The organism is Streptomyces sp. NPDC057900 (assembly GCF_042887885.1).
Classification (GTDB): Bacteria; Actinomycetota; Actinomycetes; order Streptomycetales; family Streptomycetaceae; genus Streptomyces.
Genome location: NZ_JBHVOI010000001.1, coordinates 339,498 through 352,575 on the forward strand (window position 1 = coordinate 339,498; position 13,078 = coordinate 352,575).

The window sequence follows — 13,078 nt, forward strand, 5'->3', positions numbered from 1 at the left end:
CCCTCATCTCTTGCGCCACTCCTCGGCCAGCAGCTCGTACGAGCGCACCCGGTCCGCGTGTCCGTGGGTGATCGTGGTGATCAGCAACTCATCGGCGCCGGTGGCCTCCTGGAGCTCCGCCAGCCGGTCGGCGACCCGGTCGGGCGAGCCGACGAACTGGGTGTCGAGGCGGTCCTGGACCAGGGCACGGTCCGCGTCCGTCCAGATGTGGGCCCGGGCCTCGTCCGGCGTCGGGAACTCGATGGCACCCTCGGCGAGACGGATACTGCGGACCCAGGCACCGTAGCCGGTGGCCAGTTCGCGGGCGGTCTCGTCGTCCTCCGCCACCACGACGTCGGCGGACACGCTGACGTAGGGCTCGGCGAGGACATCGGAGGGCCGGAACGCGGCGCGGTACCCCTCTGCCGCCTCCAGCACGGTGGCGGGGCTGACGTGGTAGGTGGCCGCGAACCGCAGCCCGGACCGGCCCGCCACCTGGGCGCTCCGACCGCCGCTGCTGCCCAGGATCCACAGCTCCACCTCTGCGCCCTCCCCCGGGACGGCATGGGCCTCGATGCCGTCCTCTGAACGGTAGGTGCCCGCCAGCAGCGCCAGGATGTCGTCGATCTGCTCGCCGTAGTCCTGCGATTCGGCGTGCGGCTGCTGGAGCAGCTTGCGCTGGAGCGCGATCCGGGGCGAGCCGAGCAGGTGCTCGAAGGAGAAGCGGGGCGGGACGCGGAGGCCGTTGGGCGTGCGCCCGTCGACCACCGGGGTCGCGGACGGCCGCGGGGCGGCGCCGTCGGACGGGCGTCCACCGGAGCGGCCGAGGCCCAGGTCGAGCCGGCCGGGATGCAGCGCGTCGATCAGGCCGAACTCCTCGACCGTGGACAGGGCGGTGCGGTGGCCGAGCTGGACGGCGCCCGCTCCGAGCCTGATCGACGTGGTCGCGGAGGCCGTCAGGGCCAGGACGACCGCGGGCGACGTACCGGCCACGCCCGGGTTGAGGTGGTGCTCGGCGAACCAGTAGCGGGCGTACCCGAGGCCCTCGGCCCGCCGGGCCAGATCGATGGAGTTGCGGAGCGCCTCGGAGGCGGAGGAACCGGAGGACACCGGGACCAGGTCGAGAACCCCGAGCGGAATGTCGGACATGACGGACGGACTCCTCAGTGGTCGGCGGGAACGGGCCCGGATTCGGGTGCGGGCTCGGGTCCGGGCTCGGGCTCGGCGAGGACCGGCCCCCAGACGAACGGCGGATCGGGGATCTCCCGGCGCAGCACGGGTGCGACGTCCGACTGGAAGAGCGCGAGCGAGTCCCGGTGCTGGGTGTCCGTCAGGCCGCCCGAGTCCGCGTGCAGATGGAGGACCGTGTGGCCGAACCGCTCGTGGTAGCGGTGCACCTTCTCGATGATCTGCTGCGGGCTGCCGATCAGCGCCGAGCTGCGCTCGACGAAGTCCTCCAGGGTGGTGAACACCGGTTCCAGGCCCAGCTGTTTCTGGAAGGCGAGGTTCCCCTCGAACACCGGCCGGTAGGCGGCGAGCGCCTCCTGTGAGGTCCGGGCCGCGTAGACCCCGGCCGTTCCCGCGCCCACCGCGATGTCCGCCGGATCGTGGCCGTGGTGCACCCAGCGCTCACGGTAGTAGCGGATCAACTCGGCGTAGGGCTCGATGGTGTTGGTGACGTTGGCGGAGAAGAGCGGATCGCCGTAGCGGGCGGCGAGATCGACCGACTCCCTGCTGGTCGCGCTGCCGTGCCAGACCCGGACCGGCTGCTGGAGGGGACGCGGCCAGACCTCGGCGTCCTTGAGTTCCGGGCGGAAGCGGGTGGCGGCGGTGACCTTGTCCTGGCGCCAGAGCTGCCGGAACACCTCGTAGCTCTCGGCGTTGCGGTCCCACTGGTCCTCGGGGGTGACCTGGAAGAGATCGCGCTGAGCGGCGCCGTTGCCCTTGCCGATGATCAGTTCGAGGCGTCCGCCGGAGAGGTGGTCCAGCGTCGCGTAGTCCTCGTAGGCGCGCACCGGGTCGAGGAGGCTGAGCGTGGTGACGGCCGTGAACAGCCGGATCCGGGAGGTGAGGGCGGCGATGTGGCTGAGTACGACCGGGGGTGAGGAGGAGATGAAGGGCCGCTCGTGCCGCTCCCCCACGCCGAAGCCGTCGAAGCCCAGTTCCTCCGCGAGGAGCGCGTTGTCGAGCACCTCGTGAAAGCGGTCGCTGGTCGGCTTGCGCACGCCGGTCACGGGGTGCGGGCCGTGCACGATCAGGGTGATGGCGAGGAACTTCATGATGCCTCCCGCCCCTCGCGGGCGTCGTCGGGGTGGTCGAGGCCGAGGTGGTCGCGCAGGGTGGTGCCCTCGTACTCCGTCCGGTACACGCCCCGTTCCTGGAGCAGCGGGACGACCCGGTCGGCGAACTCGTCGAGGCCGCCCGGAGTGATGTGCGGGGCGAGGATGAAGCCGTCGGAGACGTCGGTCTGGACGAAGTCGTTGATCGTGGTCGCGACGGTGGCCGGGGAGCCGACGAAGGCCTGGCGGTTGCCGGTCTCGATGACCAGGTCGCGGATGGACCACTTGTTGGCGGCCGCGCGCTCCCGCCACTCGCGGGCGACGGCCAGCGGGTCGCGGTACATGCGTACCTGGGCGCGGCCGCGGGCGATGGTGTGCTCGCCCGGGTCGGGGTCGATGTCGGGGAGGGGGCCGTCCGGGTCGTAGCCGGACAGGTCCCGGTTCCAGACGAATTCGAGGTGCTTGATGGCGGTGGCTCCGCTGACCTGGCTGCGGCGTACCTCGCGGGCCTGCTCCTCCGCCTCGGCGTCGGTGTCGCCGAGGACGAAGGTGGCCGCCGGGAGGATCAGCAGCTGGTCGGGCCTGCGGCCGTACCGGGCGAGGCGGTCCTTGACGTCGGTGTAGAAGGCCTGCCCCTCCTTGAGGGTGGCGTACCGGCTGAAGATCGCGTCCGCGCTCGACGCGGCGAAGTCACGGCCCTCCTCCGAGTCGCCCGCCTGGAAGATCACCGGCCGGCCCTGCGGGGAGCGCGGCACGTTGAACTGTCCCCCGATGTCGAAGTGCTGCCCCTTGTGCACGAAGGCGCCGGCCTTCGCGTCGCTCAGGAACGTGCCCGTCTGCCGGTCGGCCACGATCTCGTCCCCGTGCCAGGAGTCGAAGAGTTCGTTCGTGGTGGCCAGGAACTCCTTGGCCCGTGAGTAGCGCTCCTCCTTCGGGAGGAATCCGCCCCGGCGGAAGTTCTCACCGGTGAAGGCGTCCCAGGAGGTGACCACGTTCCAGGCGGCGCGTCCGCCCGAGAGGTGGTCGAGGCTGGCGAACTGGCGGGCCACCTCGTAGGGCTCGTTGAAGGTCGAGTTGATCGTCCCCGTCAGGCCGAGGTGTTCGGTGACGGCGGCGAGCGCGGCGAGGACGGTGAAGGTGTCGGGCCGCCCCACGACGTCCAAGTCGTAGATCTCGCCACCCTGTTCGCGCAGCCGCAGTCCTTCGGCGAGGAAGAGGAAGTCGAACTTGGCGCGCTCGGAGGTCCGGGCGAAGTGCGTGAAGGAGCTGAACTCGATGTGGCTGCCGGCCTGCGGATCACTCCACACGGTGGTGTTGTTGACTCCGGGGAAGTGGGCCGCGAGATGGATCTGCTTGAGGGGCTTGCTCATGGTCGGGGGTCCTTCCGGCTCAGGCGGTCGCGGTGGCGGCGTAGCGGTTGGCGGGGCGGGTGAGCCCCAGCAGTCCGCGCAGGGTGTCGGCCTCGTACTCCCGGCGGAAGGCGTTACGGCGCTGGAGCTCGGGGACCAGCCCCCGGGTGATCGCCGGAAGGTCGTGGCCGGCCACGGCGGGGCGCAGCCGGAACCCGGTCAGTCCGGCCGCCGCCAGGTCCTGGAGCAGATCGGCGAGCCCGGCGGGCGTTCCGGTGAAGACCGGGGCGTCGCTGGTGTACGGCTCGCCGGCGAGCTCGTCCAGCCGGTCCCGGCGGGCGGCGGCAGCGGCGGGGTCGTCGTCCAGGAAGACGACCAGGTCGCCGAAGATGTGCACGGTCTCGTCGGCGCGGCCGGCCGCCGCCTGTTCGGTGCGGATCTCCTCGACGACGGCACGGGCCTCGCCGGCGTCGTGCGGGGTGACGTAGCCGATGTCGGCGGAGCGACCCAGCAGCCGGTACGGGACGGTGGCGTGCGCCAGGGCGCTGACGACCGGCTGGCCCTGGGGCGGCCGGGGTGTGACCGAGGGGCCCTTGACCCGGAAGTGCGTGCCCTCGAAGTCGATGTAGTGCAGCTTCGCGCGGTCGATGAAGCGTCCGGTGGCGACGTCCCGGATCTCGGCGTCGTCCTCCCAGCTGTCCCAGAGCCGTCGCACGACCTCGACGTAGTCGGCGGCCTCGTCGAACAGGCTGTGCACCAGTTCCCGTCCGGCGGGTGTGCGGTAGTCGTCGGCGCCGAACGGCGGGAAGGTCCGGCGGCCGAAGTGCGCGGCCTCGTGCGCTCGGGCCGTGACCTGGATGCGCAGGCCCGCGCGCCCGGTGCTCACGTAGTCGAGGGTGGCGATGGCCTTGGATATGTGGAACGGCTCCGTGTGGGTGGCGACCACCGTCGGGACGACCCCGATGTGCCGGGTCAGCGGGGCGACCCGTGCCGCGATGAGGACGGCGTCCAGCCGTCCGCGCACCTGGTCGGTGCGCCCGTCGGGCTCGGTGCGGGACGAGGACTGGAGGCCGAGGGCGTCCTCGATGGTCACGAAGTCGAGCAGTCCGCGTTCGGCCTCTGTGACCAGATCGGTCCAGTAGGCGGCGGTGAGGAGTTCGCCGGGGCGGGCGACGGGTTCGCGCCAGGCGGCAGGGTGCCAGCCCGCGCCGTCCAGGGCCACGGCGAGATGCGGGAAAGAGGGTGCAGAGGACACGGGTTCGGTGCCTTCCTGATCGACCGGACGAGAGAGCCGGCCCCGGTACGGGGGCGGCCGCGAAAGCAACAGGTCAGCGGCGACAGAGTGGGCCGGCGACGTGCGGGAGGTCGGCGTACCGATGTCGGCGGGGCGCGGGACGCGGCTGCCTCACGTCCGCTCCCCCGGGGCTCGGACGAGCAGGAACCGGGTGCGGCGGCGCAGGGTGAATCCGATCGACTCGTAGAGCCGGATCGCTTGGGTGTTGCTCGCTGCCGCGTGGAGGAAGGGGGTGTCGCCGCGCTCCCTGATGCCCGCCGCGACCGCGCGCACCAGCCGGGTGGCCAGTCCCCGGCCGCGGTGGTCCGGATGGGTGCAGACGGCGCTGATCTCCGTCCAGCCCGGCGGGTGCAGGCGCTCTCCGGCGAGGGCGATCAGCCTGCCCCGGTGCCGGATGCCCAGGTAGTCGCCCAGTTCGATGGTGCGGGGCAGGAAGGGGCCCGGCTCGGTGAGGGCGATCAGGCCGAGGATCTCGGGCACGTCGGCGGGCCCCAGCTGTTCCGCCTCGGGGGCGGGTTCGGCGTACAGCGCGGTGTCGACCAGCTGGACGCCGTCGCCGCCGCGTTCGACGGTCCAGCCGTCGGGCACCGTGCGCGCCCCGGAGACCGGGGTGACGGCACCGGGTCCGACCAGGGCGGCCAGATCGGCCCAGGCCCGCGGGTCTTCGGGGTCCTCCAGGGCGCTGAACGGTGAGACTTCCGTGGGGTAGCGGGCGGCCCGGCCGACCCGCTCGGCGAGGTGGGCGTGCGGACCGGTCAGCGCGGCCCAGGCCGCGTTGTCCAGGATGTGCGGCGGTACCGCTCTCGGGGGCGGGGCGTGATGAACGCTGGTGGACATGGTGACGCGGGGTCTCCGTATCTGGGGCATGGGCGGGAGGTGTCCGGATCCGGCCGGAACGGCGCTCGGGTGCGGGTCAGGAGTTGTCGAGCGGCAGTCCGGGCGGGTCGACCAGGGAGGACGGCACTGCCTCGTTGGAGAGGTTCCAGGCGGCGAGCCACTTCGCGTACTGGCCGTTCTTGATCAGGTGGTTGATCGCGTCGGCGAGCGGCTTCGCGAGTCCGCTGTCCTTCTTCGCCGTTGCCGCGATCAGTCCCTGGAGCGTCGCGCCCGCGCCGGAGAACTTGCCCGCGTTACGGGTCGGGTTGGGGGTCTTCGCGGTCTGCGTGATGTGGTAGGCGATGCCGGGGTTGGGCCCGAAGGAGAGGTCGATCTTCCCGCTGGCGAGTGCCAGGGCCGTGGCGTTGTTGTCCTGGTAGTACTTCACGTCGAGCTTGCGGCCCTGCTTCGCCAGCTTCGCCTTCCACTCCAGCAGGATGCGCTCCTGGTTGGTGCCGGCGCTGACGGCGACGGTCCGCCCGGCCAGGTTCCGGTAGTCGCCGTCGAAGTTCCAGGTGTTCTTCTTCAGCGCCTCGAAGGCGAGGTTGTCCTGGCGGTAGGAGGCGAATTCGTACTTCTTCTTGCGCTCCTCCGTGTCGGTGACGTTCGACAGGGCCACGTCGACCTTGCCGCTGTCGATGCCGACGAACATGTTCTCCCAGGTCGAGTTCTTCAGTTCGGGCTCCAGCCCGAGGACCGCAGCGACCAGCCGGCCGAGATCGGGTTCGGCGCCGGTGAGGGTCTTCTGGTCCTCGCCCACGTACGCGAGGGGCGGGAATCCGGCGGGCAGCGCGCCCACGCCGATCACCAGCTTGCCGCGATCGGCCACCGACCTGGGCAGTTCGGCGCTGATCGACTTCACCTCCACCACCTTGAGTTCGGTCTGCTCGGCGGCGCCGTTGGATAGCGCGCCGACGGTGACCGTTCCGGCCGGCGCGCTGCCGGTCCTGGTCGCGGCGTCGCCGTCACCGCCGCACGCGGCGAGACCGGCGGCGAGCGAGGCGAACGCGGCAGAGGCGGCGACACCTCGGCGGAGTCTGCTGCGGAGGATGGGGGTGCGCATGGTGGCTGTCCTTGTCGGGTGCGGTGAGGGTGTACGGAGACGAGGGGTGACGCGTCGGACGCGGCCCGGCGCGTGTGACGCAGGAGAGGGGGACGGTCGGCGGGCTCAGAGCACCTTGCTCAGGAAGTCCCTGGTCCGCTCGTGGATCGGGTGGTCCAGCACCTGCTCGGGCGGGCCCTGTTCGACGATCCGGCCGCCGTCCATGAACACCACCCGGTCGGCGACCTCGCGGGCGAAGCCGATCTCGTGCGTGACGACCAGCAGGGTCGTGCCGCTGCCCGCCAGGTCCTTGATCACGGCCAGTACCTCGCCGACGAGTTCGGGGTCGAGCGCGGAGGTCGGTTCGTCGAAGAGGATGACCCCGGGCCGCAGGGCGAGGGCTCGGGCGATGGCCACGCGCTGCTGCTGCCCGCCGGACAGCTGGCGCGGATAGGCGGCTGCCCGGTCCCCGAGCCCCACCCGGTCGAGCAGGTCGCGGGCCAGCTCCCGGGACTCCGGCTTGGTGAGTTTCCCGGTCGCGACCGGGGCGGCCGCCACGTTGTCCAGCACGGTGAGGTGCGGGAAGAGGTTGAAGTTCTGGAAGACGAACCCGATCCGGCTGCGCTGCGTCAGGATGGCGCGCTCGCTCAGCTCCTTGAGCCGCTCCCGGTGCCTGCGTACGCCGATCAGCTCGCCGTTCACACTGACATGGCCGATCTCGGGCTTCTCCAGGTGGTTGATCACCCGCAGGAGGGTGGACTTCCCCGAGCCGGACGGTCCGAGGACGACCGTGACCTCTCCGGGACGGACGGTCAGCGCCACACCGTCGAGGACGCGCTGGGAGCCGTACCACTTGTGCACGTCGTGCACCTCGACGGCGGCGGGGCGCGCCGGGGCCGCCGTGACGGCGTCCGCCCGACCCGGTGTCCCGGTGGGCTCGGCCGCTTCCGTTGTGCCGGTCGTCGCCTCCGCGCTCATATCGCTGTCTCCTTCCGGACCCGTGCCCGCAGATCGCCCAGGCCGGTCCGCAGTTTCTGGAGCGGCGTGGGCGGCAGGGTGCGCAGCGCGCCCCGCGAGTAGTACCGCTCGACGTAGAACTGGATGACGGACACCACGCTGGTGAGGATCAGGTACCAGGCGGTGGCGACCAGCAGCAGTGGCACGATGTCGCCGGGGTAGGTGCTGCCCATGCTCTGTACGGAGCCGAACAGATCGAGCAGCGAGACGTAGAAGACCAGCGAGGTGCCCTTGATCAGGCCGATCAGCTGGTTGACGTAGTTCGGGGTGATGGAGCGCAGCGCCTGCGGGAAGACGATCGTCGCGAACCGGTACCGCTTCGGGAGGCCGAGGGCGGCTGCCGCCTCGTGCTGGCCCTGGTCGACGGAGAGGATGCCGCCGCGCACCACTTCGGAGGCGTACGCCGCCTCGTTCAGGCTGAGACCGACGACGGCGACGGTCATGTCGGTGGCGAGGCGTGATTCGTCGAAGCTGAAGAACGCCGGGCCGAACGGCACTCCCACACTGAGCGTCCGGTAGAGCGCGCTGAAGTTGTAGAGGAACAGCAGGATCACGATCAGCGGGACCGACCGGAACAGCCAGGTGTAGATCCAGCTGACCGCGCGCGGCACCGGGCTCGGGGAGAGCCGGGCCAGGGCCAGCAGCACACCGCCGAGAAGCCCCAGAACGGCGCTGAGCAGGGCGACTTCGAGCGTGACGAGCAGGCCTTCGAGGATGGTGGGCCGCAGGAACCAGTACTGGAACCGGTCCCACTGGTAGAAGGGGTTGGCCACCAGGCCGTGGACGATCTGGGCGACCAGCACCAGCACGACGACGGTGACGATCCAGCGGCCGGGCCGCAGGAGCGGGCGGACCCGCTGCGGGACCGGCGGCTTCGGTACGACGGGTGGTCCGGGGCGGGGGGCCGCCCCGGCGGGCGGCGCTGCCCCTGGGGACACAGCGACGCCGGGGGATTCACTCACGGTGGGCTCCAGCGGATGCGGACGGCCCGGACCGCGGACGGCAGCGCCTCGCCACGCCAGTCGTCGGGAACGACGCGGGCGGGGCGCGGGCAGCGCGGCGCGGAGCAGGGGGCCGGGCGGGGAGAGGACGCACCGCGGCAGCGGTGGACGTCAGGGAGTCAGCGGGCCGTCAGCCTTGACAGCGGGCGCGACAAGCGGCCGTACACAGCGCGCTGTTGACACGCTGGAGGTCGACGGAGCGGTCCGCGCAGAGCAGGACGCGGCCTCGGGACCGCCAGGCAGCCATCCCCTCAGCTGCGTGCATCGCTCTCACCGTCACCGATCCGCCCCGCGGGGCCTCGCGCCTGCCGGACACCGTCCGGTCCTCAACTGCGGCGCTCCGCGGTGTGCTGGGGCGCCGGCCGGCGAGCCGGGGCGTATCGCCGCTGCCCGGAGCCGTTCCGCGCCGCAAGTTATGCATGGGCCGACAGGAATGTCAACGCGGGTGACCAACAGGCGAGATGGCCCCCGTGACCTCCTTGACGGCGTCACCCGGCGCACCGAAACTGACGTGGACGGTCACGATTGTCAGCGCCCCCGTACGGGATCCGTCCTGCTCACGGGGTCCATCGGCCCCGGCCCGCTGGCAGGCAACCCTTCCACCGCGACGGGGTGCCCCGGGTGACGACCGGGTCCCGCCGGTGCGGCGGGGCAAGCGTGGTCCCGCGTCTCGCGGGCCCCGGAAGTCGGGACGGGTGGCATTTGTCCAGGAACGGCTTGACGAGGCGCCTGCACATCGATCTGCTGCGCGTCTCCAGCGCCTACTAGCCCGGAATACCCGAGGCGCACGGGCCCGTTGTCATGATGACGCGGTCGGGTCAGCCGTGCGATGACGCGCGCACGTCCGCGCTGTCGTGATCCGGACCGGTGCGCGAGCGCAGCCGTTCCCCATCCGGCCGCTGGTGCCCACAAGGCGGCGGTGGCTTCCTCGTTCCCACAGGGATCTCCACAGGAGAGTCATGCCCGAGACAGCTTCGCGCAGTTCCAGCACAGGCAGCTCCATCACGTGCGGCTCGGTCCCATCCGGCCCGAGTCCGTGCGCCACGCATCCCCGTCCGAAGATCGCCGTACCGTCCTCCCGCATCCACAGCCGTATCGGGGTCGGTCTGGCCGGCGGCTTCTATCCCGCTCCGCACCGCTACGAGCTTTTCCTGTCGGCGAGTTGTCCGCGCTCGCTGCGTATCTCGATCACCCTCGGTCTGCTCGGTCTCCGGGACTCGGTCGCCACCACGTTCCTGGGGCACCCGTCCGCGACACCCGAGGCGTATGCCTCGCTGCGTGGCGCGTACGAGGCCACGCTGCACCATTACGACGGTCCGCTGACGGCGCCCGCGCTGTGCGACCGGTGGAGCGGGCGCATCGTCAGCAACCACACGCCGGACATACTCCGCGATCTGGCGGGCCTGCTGTCCGGCCATGACGAGGCCCGCCCCTCGGCGCTGCGCCCTCCGGAGCTTGCCGACGGCATCGAGACCCTGCGCGAGCTGCTGGACCGGGACGTCACTCCGCACGCGGGGTCCGCCGAGCGGTCGGCGGCTCTGGACCTGCTGGACCGGTCCCTGGCCCGGCGGCCCTACGCGCTGGGCGAGGAGCTGACGGCCGGGGATGTGGACCTGTGGGTGGCGCTCGTCCATCTCGGCCCGGTCGGCGCCTTCGGTGACCGTCCCCGGCTCAAGGAGTACGTACACCGCCTCTGCGGCCACCCCGCCTTCCCGGAGGCACCGGAGATGTCGGAGATGCCGGCAGCTCCAGGCTCTCCGGGGAGTCCGGACGTGCCGGGCGGGGTGGCCGTCGTCGACCCGGCGGCTCAGGCTCCCACGTAGGCCGCGAGGTGCTCGCCGGTGAGGGTGGAGCGGTCCGCGACCAGGTCGTCCGGGGTGCCTTCGAAGACGAGCCTGCCGCCGTCGTGACCGGCGCCGGGGCCCAGGTCGATGATCCAGTCGGCGTGCGCCATGACCGCCTGGTGGTGCTCGATCACGATGACGGACTTCCCTGAGTCCACCAGCCGGTCGAGCAGGCCGAGCAGCTGCTCGACGTCTGCCAGGTGGAGGCCGGTGGTCGGTTCGTCGAGGACGTAGACACCGCCCTTCTCGCCCATGTGCGTGGCCAGCTTGAGGCGTTGCCGCTCACCGCCGGACAGGGTGGTGAGCGGCTGGCCCAGGCTGAGGTAGCCGAGCCCGACGTCGGCCAGCCTGTCGAGGATGCGGTGGGCGGCCGGGGTGTGTGCCTCGCCGCTGCCGAAGAACTCCTCGGCCTCGGTCACCGACATCGCCAGCACCTCGCTGATGTCACGGCCGCCGAGGCGGTATTCGAGCACCGAGGCCAGGAACCGCTTCCCCTCGCACTCCTCGCAGACGGTGGCGACGCCCGCCATCATCGCGAGGTCGGTGTAGACGACCCCGACGCCGTTGCAGCCGGGGCAGGCGCCCTCGGAGTTGGCGCTGAACAGGGCCGGCTTCACATCGTTGGCCTTGGCGAACGCCTTGCGGATCGGGTCGAGGAGCCCGGTGTACGTCGCGGGGTTGCTCCGTCGCGAGCCGCGGATCGCGCCCTGGTCGATGGAGACCACCCCGTCCAGTCCGGAGACCGAGCCGTGGATCAGTGAGCTCTTGCCGGACCCGGCGACGCCGGTGATCACGGTGAGGACCCCGAGCGGGATGTCGACGTCGACGTCGCGCAGGTTGTTCGCGTCCGCGCCCCGGACCTCCAGCGCACCGGTGGGCTTGCGCCGGGTGTCCTTGAGGGTGGCCCGGTCGTCGAAGTGACGGCCCGTGACGGTGTCCCCGGCCCGCAGCCCCTCGACGGTGCCCTCGAAGCAGACGGTTCCGCCCGCCGTGCCGGCGCCGGGGCCGAGGTCGACGACGTGGTCCGCGATCGCGATCGTCTCCGGCTTGTGCTCCACGACGAGCACCGTGTTGCCCTTGTCGCGTAGGCGCAGCAGCAGCGTGTTCATCCGCTGGATGTCATGGGGGTGCAGTCCGGCGGTGGGCTCGTCGAAGACGTAGGTGACGTCGGTGAGGGAGGAACCGAGGTGGCGGATCATCTTGACGCGCTGTGCCTCGCCACCCGACAGCGTGCCCGTCGGCCGGTCGAGCGCGAGGTAGCCGAGGCCGATCTCCACGAACGAATCGAGGGTCTGCCGCAGCGCGGTGAGCAGCGGCGCGACGGAGGGTTCGTCGAGGTCACGGACCCAGGCGGCCAGATCGCTGGTCTGCATCGCGCAGGCGTCGGCGATGCTGATCCGCTTGATCTTCGAGGACCTGGCGCCCTCGCTGAGCCGGGTGCCGTCGCACTCGGGGCAGGTAGTGAAGGTGACCGCGCGCTCCACGAACGCGCGGATGTGGGGTTGCAGCGCTTCCTTGTCCTTGGACAGGAACGACTTCTGGATCTTGGGGATCAGTCCCTCGTAGGTGAGGTTCACACCCTCGACCTTGACCTTGACCGGCTCCCGGTAGAGGAAGTCGTGCATCTCCTTCTCGGTGAACTCGCGGATCGGCTTGTCGGGGTCCAGCAGGCCGGATTCGGCGTAGACCCGGACGGTCCAGAAGCTGTCGGACTTCCAGCCGGGGATGGTGAAGGCGCCCTCGGAGAGCGATTTGGAGTCGTCGTAGAGCTGGGTGAGGTCGATGTCGGAGACGGTGCCCCGGCCCTCGCAGCGCGTGCACATGCCGCCGGTGCGGTTGAAGGTCGCCTTCACCGCCTTCTTCGCGCCGCGCTCGACGGTGATGGCCCCGCTCGCCCGGACCGAGGGAACGTTGAAGGCGTACGCGCCGGGCGGGCCGATGTGCGGCTTCCCGAGGCGGCTGAAGAGGATCCGCAGCATCGCGTTGGCGTCGGTGGCCGTGCCGACCGTGGAACGCGGATCGGCGCCCAGTTTCTGCTGGTCGACGATGATCGCGGTGGTCAGTCCGTCCAGCACGTCGACCTCGGGCCGCGCCTGCGTCGGCATGAAGCCCTGGACGAAGGCGCTGTACGTCTCGTTGATCAGCCGCTGCGACTCCGCGGCGATCGTGTTGAACACCAGCGAGGTCTTGCCCGAGCCGGAGACCCCGGTGAAGACCGTGAGCCGCCGCTTCGGGATCTCGATGCTGACGTCCTTGAGATTGTTCACGCGCGCGCCGTGCACGCGGATCACATCGTGGACATCGGCAGCGTGCGGCGCGGACGACGCCGCGTCCTTCCTGGTGGCCATGGGTGTCGGTTCTCCATCTGTCTGTCGGCCGGTGTGCCGGGCCATGATG

The 13,078-nt window shown here is 71.1% G+C and carries 11 protein-coding genes and 1 riboswitch; of the genes, 2 read left to right on the forward strand and 9 right to left on the reverse strand.

Features of this window, described 5'->3' with window-relative positions; translation table 11 throughout:
- Positions 1-3: 3 nt before the first annotated feature.
- The 8 genes from ACFVQ0_RS01330 to ACFVQ0_RS01365 all read right to left on the reverse strand — a co-directional run bounded on the left by ACFVQ0_RS01330 (position 4) and on the right by ACFVQ0_RS01365 (position 8,798).
- Positions 4-1,128: an MsnO8 family LLM class oxidoreductase gene (locus tag ACFVQ0_RS01330; protein ID WP_390083374.1), complete on the reverse strand. Its 1,125-nt coding sequence runs from the start codon at positions 1,126-1,128 to the stop codon at positions 4-6.
- Positions 1,129-1,142: 14 nt separating this feature from the next.
- Positions 1,143-2,258, reverse strand: coding sequence for an LLM class flavin-dependent oxidoreductase (locus tag ACFVQ0_RS01335; protein WP_390083376.1), 1,116 nt, complete (start codon positions 2,256-2,258; stop codon positions 1,143-1,145).
- Positions 2,255-3,628, reverse strand: coding sequence for an NtaA/DmoA family FMN-dependent monooxygenase (locus tag ACFVQ0_RS01340; RefSeq protein ID WP_390083378.1), 1,374 nt, complete (start codon positions 3,626-3,628; stop codon positions 2,255-2,257). Before ACFVQ0_RS01340 ends, ACFVQ0_RS01335 begins: the two co-directional genes overlap by 4 nt.
- Positions 3,629-3,647: 19 nt before the next feature.
- A complete protein-coding gene (locus ACFVQ0_RS01345; protein ID WP_390083379.1) occupies positions 3,648-4,862 on the reverse strand; it encodes an LLM class flavin-dependent oxidoreductase in 1,215 nt (404 codons plus the stop codon).
- Positions 4,863-5,012: 150 nt separating this feature from the next.
- Complete coding sequence (locus ACFVQ0_RS01350) at positions 5,013-5,738, reverse strand: GNAT family N-acetyltransferase (RefSeq protein ID WP_390083380.1); 726 nt, start codon at positions 5,736-5,738, stop codon at positions 5,013-5,015.
- Between the two features lie 76 nt (positions 5,739-5,814).
- Entirely contained in the window at positions 5,815-6,840 is a 1,026-nt protein-coding gene (locus tag ACFVQ0_RS01355) for an ABC transporter substrate-binding protein (protein WP_390083382.1), read from the reverse strand.
- Positions 6,841-6,945: 105 nt separating this feature from the next.
- Positions 6,946-7,797, reverse strand: a complete 852-nt coding sequence (locus ACFVQ0_RS01360) for an amino acid ABC transporter ATP-binding protein (RefSeq protein WP_390083384.1) — start codon at positions 7,795-7,797, stop codon at positions 6,946-6,948.
- Positions 7,794-8,798, reverse strand: a complete 1,005-nt coding sequence (locus tag ACFVQ0_RS01365) for an amino acid ABC transporter permease (protein ID WP_390083386.1) — start codon at positions 8,796-8,798, stop codon at positions 7,794-7,796. The genes ACFVQ0_RS01360 and ACFVQ0_RS01365 overlap by 4 nt, the downstream gene beginning before the upstream one ends.
- Before the next feature lie 556 nt (positions 8,799-9,354).
- Positions 9,355-9,501: riboswitch (SAM riboswitch) on the forward strand.
- Between ACFVQ0_RS01365 and ACFVQ0_RS01370 the strand changes: the two genes are divergently transcribed.
- Positions 9,495-9,605: a putative leader peptide gene (locus ACFVQ0_RS01370; RefSeq protein ID WP_390083388.1), complete on the forward strand. Its 111-nt coding sequence runs from the start codon at positions 9,495-9,497 to the stop codon at positions 9,603-9,605. Its footprint overlaps the riboswitch before it by 7 nt.
- Positions 9,606-9,796: 191 nt before the next feature.
- Positions 9,797-10,660, forward strand: a complete 864-nt coding sequence (locus tag ACFVQ0_RS01375) for a glutathione S-transferase C-terminal domain-containing protein (protein ID WP_390083390.1) — start codon at positions 9,797-9,799, stop codon at positions 10,658-10,660.
- Here ACFVQ0_RS01375 and ACFVQ0_RS01380 read toward each other — a convergent pair.
- On the reverse strand, positions 10,645-13,029 hold the full coding sequence (locus tag ACFVQ0_RS01380; protein WP_390083392.1) for an ATP-binding cassette domain-containing protein: 2,385 nt from the start codon (positions 13,027-13,029) through the stop codon (positions 10,645-10,647). The two genes, ACFVQ0_RS01375 and ACFVQ0_RS01380, sit on opposite strands and share 16 nt — an antisense overlap.
- Positions 13,030-13,078 lie beyond the last annotated feature (49 nt).

Bases quoted from the DNA above. Each gene is read 5' to 3' on its own strand.
- ACFVQ0_RS01380 (WP_390083392.1), bottom strand. From the start codon at position 13,029: ATGGCCACCAGGAAGGACGCGGCGTCGTCCGCGCCGCACGCTGCCGAT.
- ACFVQ0_RS01355 (WP_390083382.1), bottom strand. From the start codon at position 6,840: ATGCGCACCCCCATCCTCCGCAGCAGACTCCGCCGAGGTGTCGCCGCC.
- ACFVQ0_RS01360 (WP_390083384.1), bottom strand. From the start codon at position 7,797: ATGAGCGCGGAGGCGACGACCGGCACAACGGAAGCGGCCGAGCCCACC.
- ACFVQ0_RS01350 (WP_390083380.1), bottom strand. From the start codon at position 5,738: ATGTCCACCAGCGTTCATCACGCCCCGCCCCCGAGAGCGGTACCGCCG.
- ACFVQ0_RS01335 (WP_390083376.1), bottom strand. From the start codon at position 2,258: ATGAAGTTCCTCGCCATCACCCTGATCGTGCACGGCCCGCACCCCGTG.
- ACFVQ0_RS01330 (WP_390083374.1), bottom strand. From the start codon at position 1,128: ATGTCCGACATTCCGCTCGGGGTTCTCGACCTGGTCCCGGTGTCCTCC.
- ACFVQ0_RS01340 (WP_390083378.1), bottom strand. From the start codon at position 3,628: ATGAGCAAGCCCCTCAAGCAGATCCATCTCGCGGCCCACTTCCCCGGA.
- ACFVQ0_RS01375 (WP_390083390.1), top strand. From the start codon at position 9,797: ATGCCCGAGACAGCTTCGCGCAGTTCCAGCACAGGCAGCTCCATCACG.